Annotated in this window: 21 protein-coding genes and 2 pseudogenes; 20 read left to right on the top strand and 3 right to left on the bottom strand. The window is 66.8% G+C overall.

From position 1 onward, the window contains the following. Positions 1 to 2: 2 nt before the first annotated feature. Genes OXF11_00740 through OXF11_00730 form a run of 3 tightly spaced genes read right to left on the bottom strand, consistent with a single transcriptional unit; the run spans position 3 to position 2,425 of the window. A complete protein-coding gene (locus OXF11_00740) occupies positions 3 to 461 on the bottom strand; it encodes a GspH/FimT family pseudopilin (protein MCY4485632.1) in 459 nt (152 codons plus the stop codon). Positions 462 to 471: 10 nt separating this feature from the next. Continuing rightward, on the bottom strand, positions 472 to 1,269 hold the full coding sequence (locus tag OXF11_00735) for a prepilin peptidase (GenBank protein MCY4485631.1): 798 nt from the start codon (positions 1,267 to 1,269) through the stop codon (positions 472 to 474). Positions 1,270 to 1,318: 49 nt separating this feature from the next. Beyond that, complete coding sequence (locus tag OXF11_00730) at positions 1,319 to 2,425, bottom strand: alpha/beta fold hydrolase (GenBank protein MCY4485630.1); 1,107 nt, start codon at positions 2,423 to 2,425, stop codon at positions 1,319 to 1,321. 184 nt (positions 2,426 to 2,609) lie between these two features. Here OXF11_00730 and OXF11_00725 point away from each other — a divergent pair, with 184 nt between their 5' ends. The 20 genes and pseudogenes from OXF11_00725 to OXF11_00630 all read left to right on the top strand — a co-directional run. Continuing rightward, the gene (locus OXF11_00725; GenBank protein MCY4485629.1) at positions 2,610 to 3,821 is read left to right on the top strand and encodes an alpha/beta hydrolase; all 1,212 of its coding nucleotides are present in this window, start codon (positions 2,610 to 2,612) and stop codon (positions 3,819 to 3,821) included. Positions 3,822 to 4,015: 194 nt separating this feature from the next. Further along, positions 4,016 to 5,473, top strand: a complete 1,458-nt coding sequence (locus OXF11_00720) for an aldehyde dehydrogenase family protein (GenBank protein ID MCY4485628.1) — start codon at positions 4,016 to 4,018, stop codon at positions 5,471 to 5,473. A 69-nt stretch (positions 5,474 to 5,542) separates the two neighbouring features. Further along, positions 5,543 to 7,096: a benzoate-CoA ligase family protein gene (locus OXF11_00715; protein ID MCY4485627.1), complete on the top strand. Its 1,554-nt coding sequence runs from the start codon at positions 5,543 to 5,545 to the stop codon at positions 7,094 to 7,096. Positions 7,097 to 7,166: 70 nt separating this feature from the next. After that, positions 7,167 to 7,868, top strand: coding sequence for a class II aldolase/adducin family protein (locus tag OXF11_00710; protein MCY4485626.1), 702 nt, complete (start codon positions 7,167 to 7,169; stop codon positions 7,866 to 7,868). Positions 7,869 to 8,012: 144 nt separating this feature from the next. Next, positions 8,013 to 9,011 (top strand): ABC transporter substrate-binding protein, encoded by a 999-nt coding sequence (locus tag OXF11_00705; GenBank protein ID MCY4485625.1) that lies wholly within the window; start codon positions 8,013 to 8,015, stop codon positions 9,009 to 9,011. Between the two features lie 12 nt (positions 9,012 to 9,023). Further along, on the top strand, positions 9,024 to 9,911 hold the full coding sequence (locus tag OXF11_00700) for a xanthine dehydrogenase family protein subunit M (GenBank protein MCY4485624.1): 888 nt from the start codon (positions 9,024 to 9,026) through the stop codon (positions 9,909 to 9,911). Positions 9,912 to 9,951: 40 nt separating this feature from the next. After that, positions 9,952 to 10,425: a (2Fe-2S)-binding protein gene (locus OXF11_00695; protein ID MCY4485623.1), complete on the top strand. Its 474-nt coding sequence runs from the start codon at positions 9,952 to 9,954 to the stop codon at positions 10,423 to 10,425. A gap of 67 nt (positions 10,426 to 10,492) precedes the next feature. Then, positions 10,493 to 12,904 (top strand): xanthine dehydrogenase family protein molybdopterin-binding subunit, encoded by a 2,412-nt coding sequence (locus tag OXF11_00690; GenBank protein MCY4485622.1) that lies wholly within the window; start codon positions 10,493 to 10,495, stop codon positions 12,902 to 12,904. Further along, a complete protein-coding gene (locus OXF11_00685) occupies positions 12,901 to 13,764 on the top strand; it encodes a hypothetical protein (GenBank protein MCY4485621.1) in 864 nt (287 codons plus the stop codon). Before OXF11_00690 ends, OXF11_00685 begins: the two co-directional genes overlap by 4 nt. A 20-nt stretch (positions 13,765 to 13,784) precedes the next feature. Then, positions 13,785 to 14,567 carry an enoyl-CoA hydratase-related protein gene (locus tag OXF11_00680; protein ID MCY4485620.1) on the top strand — a complete coding sequence of 261 codons (783 nt, stop codon included), beginning with the start codon at positions 13,785 to 13,787 and terminating at the stop codon, positions 14,565 to 14,567. Between the two features lie 51 nt (positions 14,568 to 14,618). Further along, positions 14,619 to 16,250: a UbiD family decarboxylase gene (locus OXF11_00675; GenBank protein ID MCY4485619.1), complete on the top strand. Its 1,632-nt coding sequence runs from the start codon at positions 14,619 to 14,621 to the stop codon at positions 16,248 to 16,250. 164 nt (positions 16,251 to 16,414) lie between these two features. Further along, positions 16,415 to 17,164, top strand: a complete 750-nt coding sequence (locus OXF11_00670) for a sulfite exporter TauE/SafE family protein (protein MCY4485618.1) — start codon at positions 16,415 to 16,417, stop codon at positions 17,162 to 17,164. A gap of 127 nt (positions 17,165 to 17,291) precedes the next feature. Next, a pseudogene (gene sthA / locus OXF11_00665) lies at positions 17,292 to 18,731 on the top strand (Si-specific NAD(P)(+) transhydrogenase). Positions 18,732 to 18,948: 217 nt separating this feature from the next. Further along, complete coding sequence (locus tag OXF11_00660) at positions 18,949 to 20,133, top strand: ABC transporter substrate-binding protein (protein MCY4485617.1); 1,185 nt, start codon at positions 18,949 to 18,951, stop codon at positions 20,131 to 20,133. Between the two features lie 149 nt (positions 20,134 to 20,282). Then, a pseudogene (locus OXF11_00655) lies at positions 20,283 to 21,038 on the top strand (ABC transporter ATP-binding protein). Next, entirely contained in the window at positions 20,930 to 21,766 is an 837-nt protein-coding gene (locus OXF11_00650; GenBank protein MCY4485616.1) for an ABC transporter ATP-binding protein, read from the top strand. Before OXF11_00655 ends, OXF11_00650 begins: the two are co-directional and overlap by 109 nt. Before the next feature lie 4 nt (positions 21,767 to 21,770). Beyond that, on the top strand, positions 21,771 to 22,784 hold the full coding sequence (locus OXF11_00645; GenBank protein MCY4485615.1) for a branched-chain amino acid ABC transporter permease: 1,014 nt from the start codon (positions 21,771 to 21,773) through the stop codon (positions 22,782 to 22,784). A 77-nt stretch (positions 22,785 to 22,861) separates the two neighbouring features. After that, a complete protein-coding gene (locus OXF11_00640; GenBank protein MCY4485614.1) occupies positions 22,862 to 24,133 on the top strand; it encodes a branched-chain amino acid ABC transporter permease in 1,272 nt (423 codons plus the stop codon). A 205-nt stretch (positions 24,134 to 24,338) separates the two neighbouring features. Next, entirely contained in the window at positions 24,339 to 25,319 is a 981-nt protein-coding gene (locus tag OXF11_00635; protein MCY4485613.1) for an amino acid ABC transporter substrate-binding protein, read from the top strand. A gap of 83 nt (positions 25,320 to 25,402) precedes the next feature. Continuing rightward, positions 25,403 to 25,696: hypothetical protein (locus OXF11_00630; GenBank protein ID MCY4485612.1), on the top strand; the 294-nt coding region annotated here is incomplete at its 3' end.

Genomic DNA, 25,696 nt, shown 5'->3' with positions numbered 1-25,696 from the left:
CGTCAGCGGATGCGCACGCGGCCCGCGATGCTGATGCTGACGCGCTTCGTGCCCGCCGGGTTGGTGAGGGTGATGGTCGCCAGATGGCTGGCCGTTCCGCGCGGGCTGAACACCGGGTTGTTATTGGAGCGGACCACCACGTCCCTGTAGTCCGCCTGGAGGTCCCGCGTGAACGTCCACTCGCCGGGGTCCACGGAGCCGTCGTTGTCCGCGTCGTCGAGTATTTGGTACTCGCGGTCGTTGAGGAAGAAGATCCGGTAGCGGTTGTTGCGCTGGATCGCCTTCATGCGCGCCCACATGAGGTCCCCGGTCACTTGGCGCGCCGCGCCGTGGAGGCGGTGCCTGGGCATCACCTTCAGGTAGCCCGGCACCGCGATGGTCAGCATGATGCCGGCGAGGGCCACGGTGATCATTTGACCCAGCAGGGAAAATCCGGCGGTGGAAGCAGACGCTGGCGGCATGTCGGGTTCCTCAACGGCCGGCAGAGACACGGCAGGCGCTTGTGTACAGGCACACAAGCGCCCCCAGACTCAGGAAGGGCGCGAACGGCAAGGGAGTCTTCAACGAAACGTCCTTCCTGACGCACGCGAGCCCGATGCCGCACACGGAACCCGCCAGGGCGCTCACCGCCAGAATACCGGGGACCCGTTCCCAGCCGGCGAAGGAGCCGATCATCGCCAGCAGCTTGACGTCGCCGCCGCCGAGGCCGTCCCGGCCGGTGACGGCGCGGTAGCCGGCGGCCGTGGCCCACAGCACGCCGCCGCCGCACAGCGCCCCCAGGAGCGAACCGCCGGGCGAAGGAAAGTCCTCGATGGAGAGGGCGGGCGCGCACCACGACAGCGCGAACGCCGCGGCCGTGCCGTAAACGCTGATGGCGTCGGGAATGATGCCGGTCTCGAGATCGATCACCGCCGCCGCCACCAGGGCGCAGACGAAGGAGAGGTGGACCCCCAGGCGCGGACCGGCGCCGACTCGCAGATAACCGGCGAGGGTCGCCAGCGCCGCGCCCAGTTCCACCAGCCAGTAGCGCACCGGGATGCGGGCGCCGCAGAGAGCGCAACGCGCGCGCAGCAACAGGTAGCTGATCAACGGCAGGTTCGCCCGGAACGGGAGCGGCTCCTTGCAGGAGCGGCAGTGGGACGCCGGGGCAAGGATGGACTCGCCCGCCGGCAGACGGGTGATGCAGACGTTCAGGAAGCTCCCGATGCAGGAGCCGAACACGAAGAGCAGAAGCGCCCGAAACGGTTCCGCTGGTGCGAGTGCGCCCATGGCCGTTGATCCCTCCCAAGAGGAATCATCGGCCAAGGGCAACACTCCTTTAGCGCGGAAGGCTCAGAAAATCCCGGCCCCCGGCCTGCGCCTCCAGCCAGCTCCGGATGAGCGGAAAGACTTCGTCCTTGGCCTTCCGGCCCAGGATCAGGTCGAAGTGACCGTAGCTCACGTCCTCGCCCGGGTCCGGCCAGAAGATCATCAGGTCCCGGTCCTCCGAGCCCAACTCCCGGTAGACCTGCTCGAGGGCCTCGGGCGGCGCGATGGAGTCGGTGCCTCCACCCACCAGGAGAACCGGTATGGTTATCCCGGACAACGTGTCCCGGTAGCTCGTCTTGCCGTCGGCGCTGACGAACTCGTCCTGTTCCACGGCGGTGACGATCTGATCCAGCACCCCCCTGTTGACCGGCGTGAGGGCGGTGTCCAGGAACTCCTGCCGGACCGACTGCGCCATGTTCTTGCGGTTGTAGAACGCGTCCTCGAACCACGGCATGAAGAACAACATGCGGTTCAGCCCGGACGAGTTCATGTGCAGCAGCGTGGTGCGCAACAGCGGCACCCGATCGAGCTTGAGCAGGGTGTCGAGCCAGTCCTGAGCGGGACTGTCGAACGACATGGGCGCGGCGATGCTGACGACTCCGGCGACGCCGTGCTCGGGGGTCCGGCCGACATGGGCCAGGGCCAGCGCTCCGCCAAGCTCGTAACCCACCACCAGGACGTCCGCGCCGCCGGCCTGCTTGCGCACGTGCTCGATGACCGCGGGCAGGTCTTTCCTCAAGATGTCGTCCAGATTCCACGGCTTGTTCCCCCAGCCCAGGGGGTTGAGGCTCCGGCCGGTGCCGCGTAGCGACAGGTTCCAGACGTCGAAACCCGCCTCGGCGAGATACTCCGCGAGGCTGGCGCGCCCGAAGTCCAGAAAAGAGCTGTTCACCAGGAGCCCGTGGATCAGGATCACCGGCAGCGGCCGCGGCTCCCGCTTGTACTGCCGGAAGCGCTTGAGGGACAGCTCGAACTTCTCGTCGGTGACGACCCACTGGCGCTCGGAGGAGACGAACGGGTCGTCGAGCGAGGCGGCGGCCAGCGGCGCGGGCGCAAGAAAAAGGAGGGCCGCCAGGAGGCCGGCACGGGCGGACCCGATTCGGTGCTGGATGCGCATGATCGAATGTCGGATACACTGAACGTTGGTGTTGCAAGAGTAGTCCATCCGGCCGTCCATGTGTAGTTGATTCCGGCCCCCGCGGTCATATAAAGACCTCAGCGAAGGGTTCAGGAGCCGGTGCGGCGTGCCATCCCCTGTTGCCGAACCCCATACATACACCAAGGAGGAAGGAAATCTCACCATGCGCGCAAGCACCGAGAGGAAGACGAAACGCTGGCAGGAGCAACGTTGGGTCCTGGATCAGGTCATCAAGGTGAGCGGCCTGGACTTCGACCAGGGGCGGTCGAACAAGATGCTGCGGAACTGCGGCCCGGGCATCGCCGGAGAACTGCGCGGCATCGGCCAGCGGGTGCAGAAGTTCACGGACTTTCCGCGGGAGTTCTCCCGCGCCGCGGAAAGCCGGGAGAAGAGAGGGCGGGCGGCGGAGGCGCTGGGGCACACGGTGGAGGCGCGCGAGCACTACTACGTGGCCGCCACCTACTACACCGCGGCCCAGTGGGGCATCTTCGAGGACGGCAACCCCAAGCGCATGGCCTGGGCGGAGAGCAAGCGCGACTGCTACGACCGCTACATCGAGTTCGCCGACCACCCCATCGAGCGGGTGGACCTGCCGATGCCGGGCGGGCAGATGGCGGCGCTGCTGCACCTGCCGCGCAAGCTGGCGCCGGGCGAGCAACTGCCGTGCATCCTCTACCAGCCGGGCATGGACGGCGTGAAGGAGGACAACCCGCTCATGGGCGACCCGCTGCTGGACCGCGGCCTGGCGATCCTCTCCATCGACGGACCGGGACAGGGCGAAACCCGCGAACGCGGCATCACCTGCACGGCCTCCAACTGCGAGGACGGCGCCAAGGCGGCCTACGCATGGATGAAGGCCCGGCCGGAGATCGACAGCGAGCGCGTGGCCGTGTTCGGCTCCAGCATGGGGTCCTACTGGGGCACACGCATGGCCGCGGCCGAGCCCGGCTTCAAGGCGTGCGCGGTGGCCGGCGTGTGCATGGAACCCAGCCAGTACACCATCTTCAACACCGCCGCTCCGAGCTTCAAGCTCAACTACATGTACATGTCCGGCTACGAAAACGAGGCCGAGTTCGACGAGTTCTGCAAGACGCTCACCCTGGAGGGCGTCGCCGCCAGGATCCGCTGCCCGTACATGGTGGTGGCGGGAGAGGACGACGAGCTGTGCCCCATCGAGTTCGTCTACGACGTCATGGACGAGGCCACCTGCCCCAAGATCCTCTATGTCTACGAGGGCGAGCGCCACTCCATCCGCAACCCGGCCGCGCGCACCATCATCGTGGACTGGCTCAAGGACTGCCTCGACGGCAAGCCGGTCACGTCCGAAAAGATCTACGTGGAGATGAGCGGCAAGGAGACGCGGACGCGGTTCTGACGTGTTCCGGCACCGCCAGCCCGTTGTCGAAGTAGTCGCCCGAACCCGTCAACGAGCTTCCTTGACAGCCCTTTCCCGACATGGTTCATTCTGCGTCAGCCTTCGACTGACGCAGATTCTTGAGATACCACACTGAATCCCGGCCAAGTCCCGCGGGCTGCAAATAAATTCAATCCACGAGGAGAGTTCGTCCCATGCAGATGTTCATTGCAGGCGAGTATACGGATACGGCAAGCGGCGAGACCACCACCATCTACAATCCCGCCACCGGCGAGGTGGTGGACACGATTCCCAAGGGTACGGCGGAAGACGTTCAAAGGGCCGTGGCGGCCGCGGCAGAGGCGGCGGTGGAATGGGGCAAGTTCGCCCCCTCCAAGCGCGGCGAGTGTCTTTCCGAGGCCGCGCGTCTGGTGCTGGAAAACGAGAAAGAGCTCACCCAGCTCCTCACCAAGGAGCAGGGCAAGGCGCACCGGGAGTCGGTGCTGGAGATCCGCCGCTTCGCCCACACCCTGGAGCACTACGCCGGCATGGCCAAGACCCTGCGCGGCGGCTACGTCAAGCTCGCCGACGGGCGCTACGGCCTCATCATGCACAAGCCCATGGGCGTGGTGGGCTCCATCGTGCCGTGGAACTTCCCGGTGTCGCTGATGGGCAACAAGGTGGGGCCGGCGCTGCTCGCGGGCAACGCCATGGTGATCAAGCCCGCCAGCACCACGCCGCTGACCGCCACCCGCTGTGTCGAGCTGGTGCAGCAGGCGGGGCTTCCCAAGGGCACCATCAACATGGTCACCGGACCGGGCGGCTCGGTGGGCGAGGAGATCCTCCGCAACCCGGTCATCCGCAAGGTGGGCTTCACCGGCGCCACCGATACCGGCAAGCGGATCATGGAAGTGGCCTCCCAGGAGGTCAAGCGGGTCACCCTGGAGCTGGGCGGCAGCGACCCCATGATCGTGTGCAGCGACGCCAACATCGACCGGGCCGTGAGCGCGGCCTCGGTGGGACGCTACTTCAACTGCGGCCAGGCCTGCCTGGCGGTGAAGCGACTCTATCTCTACGACGAGATCTACGACGAGTTCGTCGGCAAGCTGGTGGAGAAGGTACGCAAGCTGCGGGTGGGCAACGGCCTCACCAAGGGCACCATGCTCGGACCGCTGCACACCAAGGGACAGCGCGAGGAGGTGGAGGAGCAGGTGGAGGACGCGGTGCAGAAGGGCGCCAAGGTGCTGGTGGGCGGCGACCGCCCCAAGGGCGACGAGTTCGACAAGGGCAACTTCCTGAACCCGTCCGTCGTCGTGGACGTGGACCCGAAGTCCAAGCTGCTGAGCGACGAGGTGTTCGGCCCGGCCCTGCCGGTGGTGCGGATCAAGAGCCTCGAGGAGGGCTTGGCGCTGGCCAACGACTCCATCTTCGGCCTGGGCTCGTCGGTGTGGACCCAGGACATCGACAAGGCCATGTACGCGGCCGAACATCTGGACGCGGGTTATACGTGGGTCAACTCCGCGCAGATCATCTACGACGAGCTCCCCTTCGGCGGCGTCAAGCAGAGCGGCGTCGGCAAGGAGCACGGCAACGAGGCCGTGGAGCACTACAGCGAGGTCAAGTCCGTGGTCATGGCCACGGAGCAAACTTCCGAGATGGTGGGAGGCGAGTAGGCCGAACCCGTACCGGTTCCCGCCGCCGAGGTTCGGCGGCGGCCCGGGTTCGCGCGACTCGGGAGAAGCATGAGCGCTCCGCGACTCGATCTGCCGGACCCCTACAACGCGGCCACCACGTTCGTCGACGACAATATCGCCGCCGGCCGTGGCGGGCGCACCGCCATCCTGTACGAGGACCAGCAGTTCACCTACGCGCAGGTCCACGAGGCGGTCAACAAGGCAGGAAACGCGTTCCGCGGTCTTGGCCTGGACACCGAGCAGCGCGTGCTGCTGGTGTTGCCGGACTGTCCGCAGTTCGCCTTCGCCTTCTTCGGCGCCATCAAGATCGGCGCCGTCCCCATCCCCGTCAACCCCTGGATGCACGCGGCCGACTACGAGTACCTGCTCAACGACAGCCGCGCGCGCATCGTCGTGGTGCACGAGTCCGCGCTGCCCGAGATCGAGGCCATCGGCACGCGGCCGCGGTATCTGAAGCACGTGGTCGTGGTCGGGGCGCCGCGCGGCGACGCCGCCGGGTGGGACGCGCTCATGGAGGGACAGCCGGCGGAACTGGAAGCCGAGCCCACCGGGCGCGACGACGTGGTCATGTGGAACTACACCTCGGGGAGCACGGGCAACCCCAAGGGCGCGGTCCACCTCCAGCACGACATGATCACCATCACGGACCTGTTCGTGAAGCCGGTGCTGGGCATGACCGAGGACGATGTCTGCTTGTCCGCCTCCAAGCTGTTCTTCTCCTACGGACTGGGAAACTCCCTCTACTTTCCCTTCCGCTTCGGCGCCACCGGCGTGCTGTGGCCCGAGCGGCCCGATCCGGAGAAGATTCTCCAGACCATCGAGCGCTACCGCCCGACCTTCTTCTTCTCCGTGCCCACGCTCTACGCGCGCATGCTGCGGGTGGAGAAGGAGTACGACCTCGGCTCCCTCCGGACCTGTCTGTCGTCGGGCGAGCCGCTGCCCCCGGCGCTGTTCCACCAGTGGCGCGACAAGGTCGGCGTGGAGTTGCTGGACGTGGTGGGCTCCACCGAGGCCACCCACGACTTCCTCGCCAACCGGCCGGGCCGGGCCAAGGCCGGCAGCAGCGGTGAGGTGACGCCGGCGTTCGTGGCCAAGGTGGTGGACGACGAGGGACGCGAGGTGCCCAACGGCGAGGTGGGAAACCTCTACGTGGCCGGCGACGCCACCGCGCCCTACTACTGGAACAAGCACGAACAGACCCAACGCACGATGCAGGGCGAGTGGCTCAAGACCGGCGACACCTACTACCGCGACGACGACGGCTATTTCTGGTACTGTGGCCGTTCCGACGACATGCTCAAGGTGGGCGGCCTGTGGGTCTCCCCCATCGAGGTGGAGAACGCGCTGATGGAGCATCCCGCGGTGCTGGAGGCCGCGGTGACCGGCGAGGCCGACGGCGAAGGGCTCATCAAGCCCAAAGCCTACGTCATCCTCCAGAACGGCCAGGACGGCACCGACGCGCTGCGCCAGGCGCTGCAGGACTTCATCAAGGGCAGCCTCGAGCCGTACAAGTACCCGCGCTGGGTGGAGTTCGTGGACGATCTGCCCAAGACCGTCACGGGGAAGATCCAGCGGTTCAGGCTCAGGGAAGGCAACTCGTGATATCGTGGACCCGGCGCCGGCAGACGGCCGGGCTCCGGGAGACGGACCACGGACAGCGAACGGGGGTTTCATGGACGACTTGGTAGCGCTGCGGGACAAGGTGGCCATCTCGTGCAACATCCTGGCCATCGAGGGACATTGGGACAATATCCTGGGGCACGTGTCGGCGCGGGTGCCGGGCGAGAACGCCATGCTGATCAAACCCCACAGCTTCGGTTTCGAGGAGATCCGTCCGTACCACATCATCAAGGTGGACTTCGACGGCAACAAGATCGAGGGGGACTACGAGCGCCACTCCGAGGTGTTCATCCACACCGAGATCTACAGGGCGCGGCCCGATGTGAACTGCGTCATCCACAGCCATCCGCCCTACGCCACGGCCTTCGGCTCCCTGCGGCAGCCGTTGCGCCCGGTGAGCCACGAGGGCTCCATCTTCCACGACGGGCTGCCGCTGTTCGACTACACCACGATCCTGATCCGCACGCCGGAGTTGGGCGTGAAGGTCGCCGAGAAGCTGGAGGGGGCCCGTGCCGTGCTCATGAAGAACCACGGCACCACCGTGGTGGCCGAATCCGTGGAGACCGCCACCCTGTACGCCATCTTCCTGGAGAAGGCGTGCCGTATCCAGCTCCTGGCCAGCGCCTCGGGCAATCCGAGTTGGAGCAGCGACGACGAGGCGCGCGAAAAGTACGACCAGATCTACACACCGCACCGCCTCGGCAGCATGTGGGACTATTTCGTGCGGCGGGCGAAGCGGCTCGCCATCGACTGATCCTTCGACTTCGCGTGGCCTGTCCTGAACTTGTCGAAGGGCTCGGAGCGAACGGTCGGGAACCCCCACTTCCGTTCGTCCTGAGCGTCGCCGAGCGAAGTCGAAGGGCGCAGACTGGCATGACCAAGTACCGGAGGTAACGAAATGGCCGAGAAACTTCACTTGACGCTGGCGTGCGGCGACTACGAGAGCATCCGCGCCCTCAAGGAGGGAGTGATCCAGCCGGACGGCATCGATCTCACCGTGCTCACGGACATGGACTCGTCCACCCGGCACTGGCGCATCGCCCGGTTCCGCGAGTTCGACGTGGGGGAGCATTCGGGCTCCTCCTACCTGCTGGCCAAGGACCGCGGCGAAGCGGACGACCTCACCGCCATTCCGGTGTTCCTGCACCGCAGGTTCCGGCACGGCTTCATCTTCGTCAACGCGGACAAGGGCATCCAGTCGCCCAAGGACCTCATAGGCAGGACCGTGGGGCTCAAGAACTGGCAGGCCACGGCGCTCCTGTGGATCCGCGGCACCCTGCAGGACGAGTACGGCGTCGCGTTCACGGACCTGGAATGGCGCGCCGAGAGGGAGGAGGACGTGCCGTTCGATCCGCCGGAGGGGCTCCGGATGGAGCGCCTGCCCAAGGGCAAGCGGGTCGAGGAAATGCTCGCCGAGGGCGAACTGGACGCGGTCATCCACCCCGACATCCTCGCGCCCATCCTGGAAGGGGACACCCGGGTCAAGCGCCTTTTCGACGATCCCAAGCAGGTGGAGATGGACTACTTCAAGCGCACTGGAATCTTTCCCATCATGCACACTACCGTCGTCAAGCGGGAGATCGTGGAAAAGCACCCCTGGGTGCCCATGAACCTGATGGTGGCGTTCGAGAAGGCCAAGCAGTGGGCCTACAACCGCATGAACAACCCTCGGATCGTGCCGCTGGCGTTCTTCCGTGACGCTTGGGAGGAGCAGTTGGAGCGGATGGGCGAGGACCCGTGGATCTACGGCCTCAACGACACCAACCGCAATAACTTCGGCACGCTGGCACGCTACTCCCGCGAACAAGGCATGATCAAGAAAGACCCCAACGTGGACGAGCTGTTCCACGAGACCGTCCGCGGGGAGGAGTGGAAGCTGGCGCGCTCCCGCGGATAGCGCCGCCTTCCGATGATTCCTCCGCCCTTTGAGTACCGGGCGCCCGACTCGCTTCCCGAAGCGCTCGCGCTGCTGCGCGAGCACGGGGGCGACGCGCGGCTCATGGCCGGGGGACAGTCGCTCCTGCCGATGCTGAAGCTGCGGCTGGTGCGTCCGGCGGTCATCATCGACATCGGCGGCATCCGGGATTTGACCGGCGTGACCGAAGACGGGGACACCGTGCGCATCGGCGCGCTGGTCACGGAGCGGACCCTCGAGCGCACACTCGGGCAGCGCCTGCCCCTCCTTGCCGAGGCCGCCGCCAGCATCGGCGACATCCACATCCGCAACCTGGGCACCCTGGGCGGCGCCCTGAGCCAGGCCGACCCCTCGGGTGACCTCGCGCCGGCGGCGCTGGCCCTGGGAGCGACCCTGAACGCCCAATCGACCGGCGGAAGCCGCGCCATCGCCGCCCGCGATTTCTTCACCGGACCGTTCGAGACCTGTCTGGCCGACGACGAGATCGTAACGTCCGTGGATGTCCCGCGGTCCGACGGCGTCCACGGACACGCCTACGTCAAGATGGTGCGCCGCGCCGGCGACTACGCGGTGGTGGGAGCGGCGGCGCTCGTGAATCTGGCGCCGGACGGGACATGTGAGGACGCGCGCATCGCCCTGTGCGCCGCCGGCCCCACGGCCTTCATCTGCGAGGACGCGGGAGGATCGCTGCAAGGGACGCGCCTGACCGACGCCGACCTGGCGCAAGCCGCCGCCCTGGCCGGCAAGGCCGCCGAGCCGGTGAGCGACGTCCACGCCTCGGCGGAGTACCGCAAGGAGATGACCCCGGTCGTAGTCGCCCGCGCCCTGACCCAGGCGCGGGAACGAGCCGGCAGGCAACTACGCGAGGCAAATGGGCGATGAAATGGGCACGAACTCCCCGAATCGTCATTCGCGACGAACCATGAAACGGATCAACGTCAAGACCACCATCAACGGCAAGGACTACTCCTTCGAGGTGGAGCCGCGCCTGCTGCTGGTGGACCTCATCCGGGACGAGGCCGGGCTCAAGGGCACCCACGTGGGGTGCGACACCGGCAACTGCGGCGCCTGCACCGTTCTCATGAACGGGCTCACCGTGAAGTCATGCCAAGTGCTGGCGCCCCGCGCCCACGGAGCGGAGATTCGCACGGTGGAGGGTCTGGCGCGAAACGGCGCGCTCCATCCGATCCAGGAGGCGTTCTGGGAATGCGACGCGCTGGAGTGCGGCTTCTGCACGCCGGGCATGCTCATGACCACCGTGGCGTTCCTGGAAGAGAATCCGCATCCGTCCGACGAAGACATCCGCCGCGCCTACTCCGGCAATCTGTGCCGTTGCACCGGCTATCTGAACATCATCAAGGCGGTGAAGCGCGCGGCGGAGATGATGGAGTCGTAGTGTCCGTCCCATGCTGCAAGACGGAGGGACCGCCTCCTTCCGCCGCGAAACGACCTGTTTGAGGACCATGGCCAACTACGTCGGCAAAAGCATCAAGCGCAAGGAATCCTTCAGCTCGATCCAGGGGAAGAACACCTACATCGCCGACATCGACCTCCCCGGGATGCTCCACGCCTGCATTCACCGGAGCCCCTACGCCCACGCGCGCGTGACCCGGGTGGACCTGTCGGAGGCGCTGGCGCAGCCGGGCGTGGTGGCGGCCCTGAGCGGCGAGGACATCCGGCGGCTGTCGCGCCCCATGTCGCCCTTTCCGTTCACCCGCGCGCGCCCCTACACCAGCGACTACCCGCGGGTGCGTTTCGCCGACCACTACTGTCTGGCGGTGGACCGGGTGCGCCACGCGGGCGAGGCCGTCGCGGTGGTGGTGGCCGAGGACCGCTACGCGGCCGCGGACGCGGCCGAGGCGGTGCGCGTGGAATACGAGCCGCTGCCGCCGGTGGTGGACATGGAGGCCGCGCTGGAGCAGGGGTCCGTCCGGCTCTACGAGGAGTGGCCGGACAACGTCCAGTACGAATTCCGCTTCAGCGAGGGGCCGGTGGACGATCTGCTCAAATCGTCCGCGGTGGTGGTGCGCGAGCGCATCGTGCAGCACCGCTACACCGGAACGCCGATGGAAACGCGCGGCGTCATCGCCAGCGTGGACCAGCGGGACAACCTGCTGACGCTGTGGTCCTCGACCCAGGTACCGCACGCGCTCCCGAACCTCGTGTTGGACACCCTGGGCCGGGGGGACCTCAAGATCCGCGTGATCTCGCCGGACATGGGCGGGGGCTTCGGCATCAAGTGGGCCTTCTATCCCGAAGAAGTGCTGATGCCGCTCCTCTCGCTCCGCCTCGACCGCCCGGTGGGTTGGCGCGAGAGCCGCTCCGAGCACATGGCGGCGTCGCACCACTCCCGCGCCCAGGTGGACTACGCGGAAGCAGGGTTCGACGAGTCCGGCCGCATCACCGCCCTCAAGACCAAGGTCATCGTCGACCTCGGCGCCGCCTACCCCAGCGGCGGCACCTCCCTGGCCTTCGTCACCGCCAACTTCATTCCCGGGCCCTACCGCGTCGAGAACTACGCCACCGCGTCCTACGGCGTGGTCACCAACAAGACCGCCGCCGGCCCCCACCGGGCCAACGGCAAGGCCGAGTCCAACTTCATCATGGAGCGGGTCATGGACCGGGCCGCCCTGGAACTGGGCCTGGGCAAGGACGAGATCCGCCGGCGCAACCTGGTGCAGCCCCACGAGTTCCCCTACACCTGCGTCACCGGCTCCACCTACGACAGCGGCGACTACCCGGCGTGCCTGCGCATGGCGCTGGAGAAGTCGGACTACGCCGGCCTCCTGGCGGACCGGGAGCGGAGCCGCCGGCAGGGCCGCTACCGCGGCGTCGGCCTGGCGTTCATGCTGGAGCCCTTGAGCTCGCTCCGCCCCAACGCCTACAACGCGGGCTACGAGACCGTGACGGTGCGGGTGGACCCGGTGGGCAAGGCCTGGGTGTTCTCGGGCGACATGAACATGAGCATGAGCCACAAGACCACCCTGTCCCAGGTGGTGGCCGACGGGCTGGGCGTGCGTTTCGAGGACGTGCAGGTGTTCGAGGGGGACAGCGCGCTGGTGTCTTCTTCCAGCGGCTCCTACGCCAGCCGGTTCTCCACCGTGACCACCTCCGCCGCCATGAAGGCGTGCGAGGCGGTGCGCCGGAAGATCCTCGCCATCGCCGCGCACGTGCTGCGCACCCATCCCGACGCGCTCGAATGCGCGGGCGGCATGGTGCTGGACCGGGAGCGGACGGGCGCCGGGATGACCATCAAGGAAGTGGCCAACATCGCCTACTACTCCATCAACCGGCTGCCCGGGAACATGGACCCGGGCCTCCACGACACCCACTACTTCATCAACCCCAACACCAGCTTCGAGCCCGACGCCAAGGGCCGGACGTCGAACTTCTCCACCTTCCCCTACGCCGTCCACGTGGCCTACGTGGAGGTGGATCCCGGCACCGGCGAGACCACCATCCTCAAGTATCTGACCGTCGACGACTCCGGCAACCTGGTGAATCCCATGATCGTGGACACCCAGATCACCGGCGCCATCTCCCACGGCTTGGGGGGCGCGTTTCTCGAAGAGCTGGTGTATGACGAACAGGGCCAGCTCCTGTCCGGCACCTTCGCCGATTACCTGATTCCGTCCGCCGCGGAGATGCCGGACCTGGAGATCCATCACATGGTCACTCCGGCGCCTTTCACTCCGGGCGGTTTCAAGGGGGTAGGCGAGATCGGCGCCATCGGCCCGCCGGTGGTGCTGGCCAGCGCCATCGAGGACGCGCTGGCGCCCCTGGGAGTCAAGATCATGAGTCTGCCGCTCAAGCCGGAGAACATCTGGCGGGCGGTACGGGAACGGCAACAACGCACAGGAGGAGACAGCACATGAGCGACGCAGGGAACGGCTTCACGGAACGGGCCACGCGGGAACTGGCGCGGGTGTCGGCCATCTTCGCCGCGGGCGAGGCGGAGATCGCGGACGTCTACTTCAACTGGGACCAGCGCGACCGCGACAAGGAAGTCATCTGGCTCACCAAGCAGGCCGGCCGCGAGATCGAGAGCACCTTCACGGGCCTCAAGGAGATCGTCGACAAGGTGGGCAGCGACCTCGGCAAGGCGAACCAGTACTGGGTCGACAAATGGGGCGGCGACGTGGACCGGCACTGGCTCGAGGAGAACCTCTGGCGCACCAAGCAGGAGCTCAACCACGGCAACTACTGCGTCGACATCATCGAGTGGCTCACCGGCGAGCCGGTGGACATCAAGGAGGTGGTGCGCCGCTACAACCGCTGGAACCCGGACCCGTCGCTGCCCGACATGAAGGAGTGGGTGCGTTTGGCCGAGGTATTCCGGGAACAGGAGGCGCGCCAGGAGCCCTGGGCCCGGCTGATCAACTCCCAGGGCCTGCTGGAAGGCGGAAGCTGCGGCCTGTTCTACGCCGCCACCCGGTTGAGCGGCAGCGAGCTCAACGACCGCCTGGCCGCGGCCTTCGCGGTGGTGCTGGACGACGAGCGCGGCCACGGCCCGGCCAACATCTACGAGATCGCCGACGCCTTCACCACGCAAGAGGCGGTGGACGGCGCCCGGGAGCTCATGGTGGAGCGGGGCATGCAGCGCCTGCGCATGCGCAACGAGCAGTTCAGCTACCCCATCGACGAGGCGCGTATCCAGGACATCGCCGCGGGCAACATCAGCCTCGACGCGACCAAGGCGATCTGGGGCGAGACCCTGGCGAAGTTCATCGACTGATACCGCGAGGGAACCCCGCCGTGGCATCCCACATCGATCTCGAAAACCGGAACGGCATCGCCTTCATCACGCTGAACCGGCCCGAGCGGCTCAACGCCATGAACGAGGAGATGTGGGCGGAGCTGGGTCGGGTGTGGGACGCGTTCGCGGCGGACCCGGCGCTTCGGGTGGCGGTGGTGAGCGGCGCCGGCGACCGGGCGTTCTCCACCGGCATGGACCTGAAGGAGCGGGCCGTGGCGGGCGACCCGCGGGCGCGGGAGTTCTGGACCTCGGCGCTGGCGCGCGATCCGGGGCGGCGGGAACCGGTGTGGAAACCCATGATCGCCGCGGTCCACGGGTACTGCCTGGCCGGGGGCTTCGAGATCGCCCTGTCCTGCGACATCCGCATCTGCAGCGAGGACGCCGTCTTCGGGTTGCCCGAGATCAAGCGGGGGTTCTTCCCGGGCAGCTCCGGCACCGTGCGGCTGCCCCGCCTCATGCCGCTGGGCATGGCCCTGGAGATGCTCTACACCGGCGAGTCCATCTCCGCGGACGAGGCGTTCCGCTGCGGCCTGGTGAACCGGGTCGTGGCGCGGGACGAACTGCTGCCAGCGGCCGAGAAGCTGGCCCGATCCATCGCCGACGGCCCGCCGCTGGCGCTGCAGGCGCTCAAGGAGGTGGTGCTGCGCGGCCTCGACATGCCGCTGGCCGACGCCATCCGCTTCGAGGCGGGGTTCCGCGCCATGGTGGGTGGAACCGAGGACGCCGCCGAAGGGCCGCGGGCCTTCAGCGAGAAACGCAAGCCGAGCTACAAGGGGCGTTGACCGCCTGCATTGCAAGCCGGGTCACCAGGCGGTGACGCGGGAGAGGACCCCATGTATCAGGACCTCCGGGAATATCTCGAGCTGCTGGAGCGCCAGGGCCTGCTGATGCGGGTGGCGGCACCGGTGGACAAGGATACGGAGTTGCATCCGCTGGTGCGCTGGCAGTTCCTGGGGTTGCCGGACCACCAGCGCAAGGCGTTCCTGTTCGACAACGTGGTGGACGCCAAGGGGCGGCGCTACGAGACCCCGGTGGTGCTGGGGGCGCTGGCTTCCAACGAGGCCATCTACGCCCTGGGCATGGGCTGCGAGCCCGGCAAGAGCTTCGAGAAGTGGTCCGCGGCGGTGGCCGCGCCGCTGGCGCCGGAACTGGTGGACACCGGGCCGGTCAAGGAGGAGATCCACGTGGGCGAGGGCCTGCTGGAGCACGGCGGGCTGGCGGAGTTCCCGGTGCCCATCTCGACGCCGGGCTTCGACAACGGGCCGTACTTCACCGCATGCCACTGGATCACCAAGGACCCGGAGACCGGCATCCGCAACGTCGGCAACTACCGCGGCCAGATCAAGTCCCCCACCAAGACCGGCGTCTACCTGATCAGCGGGCAACAGGACCTGGCCGTCCACTGGAACAAGGCCAGCGCCCTGGGGCAGCCGCTGCCCGCCGCCGGCGTCATCGGCGCGGTGCCGTGCCTTTCCTACGTGGCGGTGCAGAAGATCGCCTACGGCGTGGACGAGCTGGGAGTCGCGGGCGCCATCCTGGGGCGGCCCATGCCGCTGGTGAAGTGCGAGACCGTGGACCTGGAGGTGCCCGCCGACGCGGAGATCGTCATCGAAGGCTACATCCGCACCGACGTGCTGGAGCCCGAGGGCCCCTTCGGCGAGTCCCACGGCTACATGGACCCGCGCAGCCTGAGCCCGGTGTTCGAGGTGACCTGCATCACCCACCGGAAGAATCCCCACTACGTGGGGGTCCTCAGCCAAGTGACGCCGAGCGAGAGCAGCAAGATCAAGCACCGGGGCTGGGAATCGCTGGTGCTGGACCACCTGCGCAACCACTGCAACCTCAAGAGCGTGGTGCGAGTGGGCATGCACGAGCCGCTGGTGAACCTGCGCCAGTTCGTGGTGGTGCAGATGCGCAAGACCCACAAGCTCGATCCCTGGCAGGCCATGATGGCGGTGCTGGGCTTCCGCTACGACCTCGGCAAGGTGGTCATCGCCGTGGACGACGACATCGACCCGGAGAACTTCGCCGCGGTCAACTGGGCCATCTGCCACCGCTCCCAGCCGCACCGCGACGTGCGCATCATCGAAGGCCGCCAGACCGTGCACTCGCCCATCAACCTGGTGCGCGTGCACGGCCATCCCGGCGACTACGACAGCGAGGACTCGTCGCTGCTCATCGACGCCACCAAGAAGGCGGAGTTCCCGCCGGTGTCGCTGCCCACCCGGGAATACATGGAACGGGCGCGCAAGCTGTGGGATGAGCTGGGGATGCCGGAGCTCCAGTACGGCAACCCGTGGCACGGCTACTCCCTCGGCTTGTGGCCGGCGGAGCTGGACGACGAAGCGGCGTTGGCCGTCCAGGGCGAGCACTACCGGATCGGCGCCAAGCTGGACGAGCGCGCCGTGTCCGTGGCGCGGGGCGAGCGGTTGCAGGACGTACAGAAGCGATGGAAGCCCGAGTGACCTGCCCGACCCTTGTAATCGTAACGCGGGCAGGGGCGCCCGGCGGGCCACCCCTACAGGGATCCACCGCCACGCAGGCCACCATTGCCGACCGGCCGGCGGCGCGGCGGTCCGGAAGGCGGGCCGTCGCGGACCGAGCTCTTCCGGGCTCCGGAGCGTGATCCGTGGAGCTTGACGGGACTCTGGTCCTGGTAGCCGCCGCCATCTTCTTCGCCGGCTTCGTCAAGGGCGCCACCGGCATGGGGTTCCCCCTCATCGCCACGCCCATGCTGACCCTGCTGCTCGACATCCGCATGGCCATCGTCGTGCTGCTGATCCCCAGCGTGGTCATGGACCTGAGCCAGATCTTCCGCCGGGGCATTCCCACCGAGATGTTCCGGCGCTTCTCGTCCATGTTCCTGTTCGCGCTGGCGGGCGTGTTCCTCGGCACCTGGGAGCTGACCCAGCTCCCGTTGTGGGCGCTGAACCTCATCCTGGGGAGCGTGGTGGTGGTGTTCGCGGCATCGGGCCTGTTCGCCTTCACGCTGACCACGCCGCCGCGCGCGGAGCGGTTCATGTCGCCGGTGATGGGGTTCGCCGGGGGGCTCTGCCTGGGCCTCACCAACACCATGGGGCCCGTCATGGCGGTTTACCTCCATGGCCTGCGCCTGGACAAGGCCGACTTCGTCAAGGCCATCTCCACCGCGTTCATCATGGCGAAGTTCTGGCAGGTGGTCGCCATCTCCACGTGGGGCCTGTTCACGGTCGAGGCGCTGAAGCTGTCGCTCTTCGTCACCGGGTTCATTCTGGCGAGCTTCTACGTGGGCCTGCGCGTTCAGGACCGGGTCCCGCAGAAAACGTTCAACCGGGCCATCCTGGCGCTGCTGATCGGCACCGGGATCATGCTGGTCTACCGCGCCTTGAGCGAAGCCTAGCGTCCTGCGTCACGCCGTGCGTGACTTTTCCGCGTCCAATCTGCTATGGATTCTCCGACGATCCGCTAACGCATCGAACAAAAACGGTTGTTCCATAAGACTCACGTAACAGGCCCGAGCGAGACAAGACCTCATGCAGTCTTTCGACTACGACGTCATCGTCATCGGCAGCGGTCCCGCGGGCTTCACGGCCGCCATCCAGGCGTGCGAGATGGGCGCCCGGGTCGCCATCCTGGAGCGTCGGGAGACCCTGGGCGGGATCACCCTCCTTTCGGGCACCATCCCCAGCAAGACCCTGCGCGAGGCCATCCTCTACCTGCGCGGAGTGCGCCAGCGCCAGTTCTACGGCACCGACTTCACCCAGAAGAAGGACATCACCCTGTCGGACCTGTTCGTGCGCGTGCGCAAGGTGGTGGAACGGCGCGTCGCGATGATGGAAGAGCAGCTTCAAGCCTACCGCGATCAGGACCGCATCGACATCTACCGCGGTTATCACGCCACCGTGGAGGCCCCCGACTCGGTGCACGCATGGCTGCTCAAGAACCCCATGGAGGCCATCACCCTGAAGGCGGGGAAGATCATCATCGCCTCCGGATCGACGCCGCGTTTCGTTCCCGACATTCCGGTGGACAACGAGGTCATCTACGATTCCGACTCGGTGTTTACCCTGGAGTTCAAGCGCAAGTCCCTGCCCGAATCGCTGGTGGTCGTGGGGGCCGGGGTCATCGGGGCGGAATACGGCTCGGCCTTCGCGGTGCTGGGGTGCAAGGTGTCGCTGATCCAGCGGGACCATTCCTTCCTCACCTTCGCGGAAGAGTCACTGGTCGATCTGCTCATTCGGCGCATGGAGGATTCGGGCGTCGAGTTCGTCTGGAACTCCTGGTACGAGAAGATCGAGCGCATCCCGGGATCGGAGGAAAGGGCGCGCGTGGCTCTCGCCGACGGCCGGACGCTGGAGACCGACGCGGTGATCGTGGCCAGCGGGCGCGAGGTGGCATCCAAGGTCCTGGGGTTGGAAGACGTGGGAGTGGAGACCACCGAGTACGGACTCATCAAGGTCAACGAGCTCTTCCAGACGTCGATCCCCAGCATCTATGCCGCCGGCGACGTCATCGGCTTCCCGGCGCTGGCCTCCACCAGCAGCGAGCAGGGCCGCATGGCCGCGAGCTACGCCCTCGGGCGCCGGGCGGGCGGACGCCGCGCGCTCTTCCCCATGTGCGTCTACACCATCCCCGAGATCGCCATGATCGGCTATACCCAGGTCGAGCTGGACGCCAGGGGCATGCCCTACGCCAAGGGCGTGGCCACCTACGACGAGGTGACCAAGGCCGGCATCATCGGGGACCCCCACGGCATGCTGACCCTCCTGTTCGAGCCCAACGGCGGACACCTGCTGGGCGTACACATCATCGGCGACCAAGCGTGCGAGCTGATCCACATCGGCCAGGCGGTGATGAGCTTCAACGGCACCATCGACTACTTCATCGACAACGTCTTCAACTTTCCCACCATGGGAGAGGCCTACAAGATCGCCGCGCTGAACGGGGTCAAGCAACTGGCCGACTGAGGCGCGTGACGATGCCTGCCACCGCCGTCCAGGAACTCATGGCTGATCGACCCATTTCATTATCAAACGGTCTCGGTGCCGGCAGAACTGTAACGATTACAAAAAGTTTGCCTATTCTTTCTCGTTGGATCCTCTCATTTGCAGACAGCTATTGCAAAACAGTAGACAACTCGGCTAAGGTCTTGCCGACATGCGGTTCCCAACCAAGGAGGTCGTCATGAAAAGGCTGATTGTTGCTATTCTGTTCATTGTCATGAACGCTGGCGCGCTCTACGCCGCCGACGTCAAGCTGGGCGTGGTTTTCGGATACACCGGACCCATCGAATCGCTGACACCCCAAATGGCGGCGGGCGCCGAGCTTGCCATGAAGGAGGTCAGTGACAGCGGCGCGTTGCTTGGCGGCGCCAAGGTGATTTCCGTACGCGCCGATTCCACCTGCGGCGACGCCGCGGCCGGATCCGCGGCGACCGAGCGCATCGTCACCTCGGACAAGGTCAACGCCATCGTCGGCGGCGACTGTTCGGGCGTCACCATCGCCATGCTCGGGAACGTGGCCAAGCCCAACGGTATCGTGATGATCTCGCCGTCGGCCACCTCCCCGGCACTGTCCACCATCGAGGACAACGGCCTCTTCTTCCGCACCGCGCCGTCCGACGCCCGCCAGGGCGCGATCGTCGCGGACATCCTGAAGGACATGGGGATCAAGGAGGCCGCGCTGACCTACACCAACAACGACTACGGCAAGGGTCTGGCGGACAGCATCGCCGCCAACGTGAAGAAGGGCGGCGGCAAGATTACGATCTCGGCCCCCCACGAGGACGGCAAGGGCGACTACAGCGCGGAGGTGGCGGCACTGGCCGCGGCGGGCGGCGACATCCTGATCGTGGCCGGTTACGCCGACCAGGGCGGCAAGGGCATCATCCAGGGCGCCCTCGACACCGGCGCTTTCGACAAGTTCTATCTGCCTGACGGCATGATCAGCGATTCCTTGACCAAAGCCATCGGCAAGGACCTCGAAGGCGCCATCGGCGCCCATCCAGGCACCGACAGTCCGGGGAAAACCAAGCTCGACGAGATCGCCAAGGCGGCCAATGTGAAATCGGACAGTCCCTTCGTGGGCGAATCGTATGACGCGGCCGCCCTGATCATGCTGGCCATGCAGGCGGCGAAGTCGGCCGAGAGCGGCAAGCTCAAGGACAAGGTCTTGATGGTGGCCAACGCCCCGGGCGAGAAGATCTATCCGGGTGAGCTGGCCAAGGCGCTCAAGATCATCGCCGGCGGCGGTGACGTGGACTACGTCGGCGCCTCGGCGGTGGAACTGATCGGCCCGGGCGAGAGCGCCGGCAACTACCGCCAGATCGTCGTCAAGGGCGGCAAGATCACGACAGTCAAGTTCCGGTAGACGCACCGATACGAGTGCCGGCAGGCTTCATTGATCCTTGCCTGCGAGCGCGCGAATGGGGTAAAGAAGGCGGACGGGTCGAAGACCCGTCCGCCTTTTCGTTGTGAATCCGTGCGCAGTGGCATAGCTCGTCGGGACACATCGCGCCGATGATCGCCGTAGAGAACCTGCACATGCACTTCGGCGGCATCCGAGCCGTGGACGGCGCCTCGCTGGAACTTGAGCAAGGAGCCATCACCGGGCTCATCGGACCCAACGGCGCCGGCAAGACAACCCTCTTCAACGTCATCGCGGGCGTCCATAAGCCAACATCCGGAAGAGTCTACCTCGAGGGCGAGGACATCACCGGGCTCGCGCCCCACGAGCTCTTCGCCAAGGGCGTCCTGCGCACGTTCCAGATCGCCCACGAGTTCTCCACGCTGACCGTACGCGAGAACCTCATGACGGTGCCGGCCGGCCAGTCCGGCGAGAGCCTGCTGGACGTGTGGCTCAGGCCGGGCCGTATCCGTGCCCAGGAATCCGCCAACGGCGCCCGCGCCGACGAGGTCATCGAGTTCCTGAAGCTCGAGGGCGTGGCGGGGGAGTTGGCCGGCAACCTTTCCGGCGGACAGAAGAAGCTGTTGGAACTGGGGCGCACCATGATGGCGGAGCCGCGCTTGGTGCTGCTCGACGAGGTGGGCGCGGGGGTCAACCGCACCCTCCTCAAGGACATCGCCGGCGCCATCCTGCGCCTCAACCTGCACCACGGTTACACCTTCTGCATCATCGAGCACGACATGGAGCTGATCTCGCTCCTGTGCGATCCGGTCATCGTCATGGCCGAGGGAAGGGTGCTGACCCAAGGGTCCTTTCCGGAGGTGCAATCCGACGAGCGGGTCATCGAGGCCTATCTCGGCCGCGGGTTGGTGACGCGCGAGGAGCGACGCTTGTGAGCTTTCTGACCGGCGCGGACCTCGTCGGCGGCTATGGCGGCCCGGACATCCTCCGGGGTTGCGCCATCGCCGCGGAGCGCGGCGAGATCACCGTGGTGGTGGGTCCCAACGGCGCCGGCAAGTCCACGGCCATGCGCGCGCTCTTCGGCATGCTGACGCTTCGCTCGGGGTCGGTGCGCCTCGCCGGCGAGGACATCACCGCGCTGGCGCCGCAGGCGCGGGCGCGCAAGGGCATGGGGTTCGTGCCGCAGACCGACAACGTGTTCCGCTCGCTGACGGTGCAGGAGAACCTGGAGATGGGCGCGTTCGTCCGCACCGACGACATCGCCGGCACCCTGGACGAGGTCTACGGCCTGTTCCCGGCGCTGAAGGACAAGCGCCGGCAGCCCGCCGGTGAGTTGTCCGGCGGCCAGCGCCAGCAGGTGGCCATCGGCCGCGCGCTGATGAACCGGCCGCGGGCGCTCATGCTCGACGAGCCCAGCGCCGGGGTTTCGCCCATCGTCACCCACGAGCTATTCGAACGCATTCTCGACATCGCCCAGAGCGGCGTCGCCGTGCTGATCGTGGAACAGAACGCGCGCCAGGCCCTGGAACTGGCGGACAAGGGCTACGTCCTGGTGCAGGGCCGCAACCGCTTCACCGGCACCGGAAAGATGCTGCTGGCCAACGCCGAGGTCCGGCAATCGTTTCTCGGGGGGTGACCCATTGGAAGACATCGTCAACGCGATCGTCCTGGTCACCAACTTCCTGGTGATTCCCGCCACCGCCTACGGCTGCCAGCTCGCCCTCGGCGCCATGGGGGTCACGCTGGTGTACGGCGTCCTGCGCTTCTCCAACTTCGCCCACGGCGAGATCATGGCCTTCGGCGCCATGGTCACCGTCCTGTTCACCTGGCTGCTGCAGTACGGGGGCGTGACCCTCGGGCCGCTGCCCACGGCGCTGCTGGCGCTGCCCGCGGGCATGGCGGCCACCGCCGCGCTGTGCCTGCTGACGGACCGCTGGGTCTTCCGCTTCTACCGGCGCAGCCGGGCGCAGCCGGTGCTGCTGCTGGTGGTGTCGGTGGGGGTCATGTTCGTCCTCAACGGAATCATCCGCTTCGTCATCGGACCGGCCGACCGGGTCTTCACGGACGGCGCCCGCTTCCTGTTCACGGTGCGGGAGTTCAGGGCCTGGAGCGGGTTGTCCGAGGGCCTCGCCATCAAGACCACCCAGACGCTCAGCGTGGTGGTGGCGGTGGTGCTGGTGGCGGCGCTCTTCTGGTTCCTGGAGAGGACCCGCACCGGCAAGTCCATGCGCGCCTTCTCGGACAACGAGGACCTGGCCCTGCTGTCCGGCATCAACCCCGAACGGGTGGTGGCGGTGACCTGGCTCATCGTCGGCTGTCTCGCGGCCGTGGCGGGGACCCTGTACGGCCTGGACAAAAGCTTCAAGCCGTTCACCTTTCTGCAGCTACTCCTGCCCATCTTCGCCGCGGCCATCGTCGGCGGCCTGGGCAATCCCCTGGGCGCAATCGTCGGCGGCTTCGTGGTGGCCTTCTCCGAGGTGTTTCTGACCTACCCCTACCGGAAATTCCTGGCGTACCTGGGGCCGGAGGGTTGGCGCCCCGACGGCCTGGTGCAGTTCCTCTCCACCGATTACAAGTTCGCTGTGTCTTTCTTCATCCTGGTGGTCGTGCTGCTGGTGAAGCCCACCGGAATCTTCAGCGGGAAGTCGTCATGAGCGACGCTTCCGCGCCCCTTTCCGTCCGCGCCGTTCGGGCGCTGCGGACCCCGGGAAAGACGCTGCTGTTCATCGCCATGGCGGCGCTCATCTGCCTCGTGGGCGCCGGCCAGAGCTGGCCCCTGGCGCTGACGATCCTGAACCTGTGCCTGATCTCGGCCGTCATGACGCTGGGGGTGAACATCCAGTGGGGCTATGCCGGTCTGTTCAACGCCGGGGTCATGGGCTTCACCGCCATGGGCGGACTGGCGGGGGTGCTGGTGACCATGCCGCCGGTGGGGGCGGCGTGGCAGGCGGGCGGCGCGGGCGTGGTGCTGGCCCTGGCGCTGGCGCTCGTCACCATCGCGGCCGCGGTGCTGGTCCACCGCAGGGTGCGGCGGCCGCCCTACCGCAGGCTGGCGGTGGCGCTGGTGGTGGCGGCCGGCTACTTCGCGGCCCGGGCGCTGTTCGAGCCCGCGGTACGTGCCATCGAGGCGGTGGACCCGTCGCGCACCGGCTACCTCGGCGGCTTCGGCCTGCCCGTCGTCCTGTCGTGGTTCGTGGGCGGCGCGCTGGCCGCGGGCGCGGCCTGGGCCGCGGGCAAGATCAGCCTCGGGCTGCGCGCCGACTATCTCGCCATCGCTACCCTGGGAATCTCCGAGATCATCGTCGCCTTTCTCAAGTACGAGGAATGGCTGGCGCGGGGCGTGAAGAACGTCACCGGCCTGCCCCGGCCGGTGCCTTACGAGGTGGACCTTCAAGCCGCCGTATGGTTCCGGGAATGGGCGGAAAGCCTCGGCGCATCTCCGGTGGAGCTGTCTTCCATCGTGGTGAAGCTTTCCTACGCGGGTCTCTTCGCGCTGGTGCTGCTGGTGCTGATGTGGCTCTCCGAGGCGGCGCTGCGAGCGCCTTGGGGACGCATGATGCGCGCCATCAGGGACAACGAGACCGCGGCCGAGGCCATGGGCAAGGACGTCACGGCGCGGCACCTGCAAGTGTTCGTGCTGGGCTCGGCCGTGGTGGGCATCGCCGGCGCCATGCTCGTCACCCTGGACGGGCAGTTCACGCCCACCACCTACCACCCGTTGCGCTTTACCTTCCTCATCTGGGTCATGGTCATCGTCGGCGGCTCCGGCAACAACTGGGGCGCCGTCCTCGGCGGTTTCCTGGTGTGGTACGTCTGGGTGGAAGCCGAGCCCCTGGGCCTCTGGCTGATGGACTTGCTGACCTCCCCCCTGGGCGCGGACAACCCGCTTCGCATCCACCTCATGGACAGCGCCGCCCACATGCGTCTGGTGGTGATGGGGGTGGTGCTCCTGCTGGTGCTGCGCTTCGCTCCGCGGGGGCTGATCCCGGAGGAACGCCGTTAAAGGGCGAACGTTGGGGGTCGAAAGGACCGGACATGCCGCGGATCGTTGCTTTTTTCATAGTTTTTTCCCGGCTTCAAATAAACCGGTTGTTCAACAATATGTGATCGGCTTACTATATGCCAACTTTCCGCTGACAAGGAGGATACTCATGAGAATTCTGTCACGTGTAGTTACCAGCAGCGTCGCGGCCGCGGTCGGTTTGGCGATGGCCGTCTCCCTCGCATCGGCGGGGACCTTGGACGACGTCCGCCAGCGCGGCGAACTGATCTGCGGCATCAACACCGGCTTGGTGGGTTTTGCCGCGCCGGACGACAAGGGCGTGTGGAAGGGCTTCGACGTCGACGTGTGCCGGGCGGTGGCCGCCGCGGTATTCGGCGACGCCAACAAACTCAAGTACAAGAACCTCACCGGCAAGACGCGTTTCACCGCGCTGCGTTCGGCCGAGATCGACATGCTGTCGCGCAACACGACCTGGACCTTCAGCCGGGACGTGGACCTGCAGCTCACCTTCGTGGGCATCAACTACTACGACGGCCAGGGCTTCATGGCGCCGAAGAAGCTCGGCGTCAAGTCCGCCAAGGACCTCGCCGGCGCTTCGGTCTGCATCCAGACCGGCACCACCACGGAGTTGAACCTCGCGGACTACTTCCGCGCCAACAACATGAAGTATGAGCCGGTGCCCATCGAGACCAACACCGAGGCGCGCACCAACTACCTGGCCGGCCGCTGCGACGTGTACACCACCGACCGCTCCGGTCTGGCGGCCACCCGCGCCGCCACCGACAACCCGGACGACCACGTGGTTCTGCCGGAAATCATCTCCAAGGAGCCGCTGGGTCCGCTCGTGCGGCACGGCGACGACCAGTGGGCGGACATCGTGCGCTGGTCCCTCAACGCCATGATCGCGGCCGAGGAGATGGGCGTCACCTCCAAGAACGTGAAGGCGATGGCGGCGAAGGAAAACAAGAACAAGGAGGTCAACCGCCTGCTCGGTGTCGAGGAGTTGCAGGGCCGCGAGCGGCTGGGGTTGTCCAAGGACTGGGCGGTGAACATCATCGCGCAGGTGGGCAACTACGGCGAGGTCTTCGAGAAGCACCTCGGCAAGAAGCCCCCCATCGCCCTCGATCGGGGACTCAACGCCCAGTGGACGAACGGCGGACTGCTCTACGCCCCGCCGTTCCGGTAGACCGGATCGTTTTCACAACGGCATGAGTCGTGTGGAGCCAGTGTCGCGCCGCCATCGCGCGACACTGGTAAACCATACGGCTCTTGTCGTATAGACTACCGGGCGTGGTGCAATCTAACGACATACCCGGTCCGCCTCCAGGTCCCGCGTTCAGCCTGGGCAGCCTGTGGTACGACGAGGCGGTACGCGGCGTTGCCATCCAGATCCTGGTGCTGCTGGGCGTGTTCGCGACCGTGGCCTGGATGATCGCCAACGTCATCGCCAACTTCGCCATCCTCGACAAGACCTTCGGTTTCGACTTCCTCTGGCTCCCCGCCAACTACGACATCAACCAGACGCTCATCGAGTACACCAACCGGGACACGCACCTGCGCGCG

This window comes from Deltaproteobacteria bacterium, assembly GCA_026712905.1.
In the GTDB taxonomy this organism is placed as follows: domain Bacteria; phylum Desulfobacterota; class Binatia; order UBA9968; family JAJDTQ01; genus JAJDTQ01.
This window is presented reverse-complemented; position numbering and strand designations above follow the sequence as displayed.

What these genes read in the sequence shown, in the direction of transcription:
- OXF11_00730 (MCY4485630.1), bottom strand. Translation starts at nt 2,425, where the DNA reads ATGCGCATCCAGCACCGAATCGGGTCCGCCCGTGCCGGCCTCCTGGCG.
- OXF11_00740 (MCY4485632.1), bottom strand. Translation starts at nt 461, where the DNA reads ATGCCGCCAGCGTCTGCTTCCACCGCCGGATTTTCCCTGCTGGGTCAA.
- OXF11_00735 (MCY4485631.1), bottom strand. Translation starts at nt 1,269, where the DNA reads ATGGGCGCACTCGCACCAGCGGAACCGTTTCGGGCGCTTCTGCTCTTC.
- OXF11_00710 (MCY4485626.1), top strand. Translation starts at nt 7,167, where the DNA reads ATGGACGACTTGGTAGCGCTGCGGGACAAGGTGGCCATCTCGTGCAAC.
- OXF11_00705 (MCY4485625.1), top strand. Translation starts at nt 8,013, where the DNA reads ATGGCCGAGAAACTTCACTTGACGCTGGCGTGCGGCGACTACGAGAGC.
- OXF11_00685 (MCY4485621.1), top strand. Translation starts at nt 12,901, where the DNA reads ATGAGCGACGCAGGGAACGGCTTCACGGAACGGGCCACGCGGGAACTG.
- OXF11_00640 (MCY4485614.1), top strand. Translation starts at nt 22,862, where the DNA reads ATGGCGGCGCTCATCTGCCTCGTGGGCGCCGGCCAGAGCTGGCCCCTG.
- OXF11_00695 (MCY4485623.1), top strand. Translation starts at nt 9,952, where the DNA reads ATGAAACGGATCAACGTCAAGACCACCATCAACGGCAAGGACTACTCC.
- OXF11_00725 (MCY4485629.1), top strand. Translation starts at nt 2,610, where the DNA reads ATGCGCGCAAGCACCGAGAGGAAGACGAAACGCTGGCAGGAGCAACGT.
- OXF11_00660 (MCY4485617.1), top strand. Translation starts at nt 18,949, where the DNA reads ATGAAAAGGCTGATTGTTGCTATTCTGTTCATTGTCATGAACGCTGGC.
- OXF11_00715 (MCY4485627.1), top strand. Translation starts at nt 5,543, where the DNA reads ATGAGCGCTCCGCGACTCGATCTGCCGGACCCCTACAACGCGGCCACC.
- OXF11_00720 (MCY4485628.1), top strand. Translation starts at nt 4,016, where the DNA reads ATGCAGATGTTCATTGCAGGCGAGTATACGGATACGGCAAGCGGCGAG.
- OXF11_00635 (MCY4485613.1), top strand. Translation starts at nt 24,339, where the DNA reads ATGGCCGTCTCCCTCGCATCGGCGGGGACCTTGGACGACGTCCGCCAG.
- OXF11_00700 (MCY4485624.1), top strand. Translation starts at nt 9,024, where the DNA reads ATGATTCCTCCGCCCTTTGAGTACCGGGCGCCCGACTCGCTTCCCGAA.
- OXF11_00675 (MCY4485619.1), top strand. Translation starts at nt 14,619, where the DNA reads ATGTATCAGGACCTCCGGGAATATCTCGAGCTGCTGGAGCGCCAGGGC.
- OXF11_00690 (MCY4485622.1), top strand. Translation starts at nt 10,493, where the DNA reads ATGGCCAACTACGTCGGCAAAAGCATCAAGCGCAAGGAATCCTTCAGC.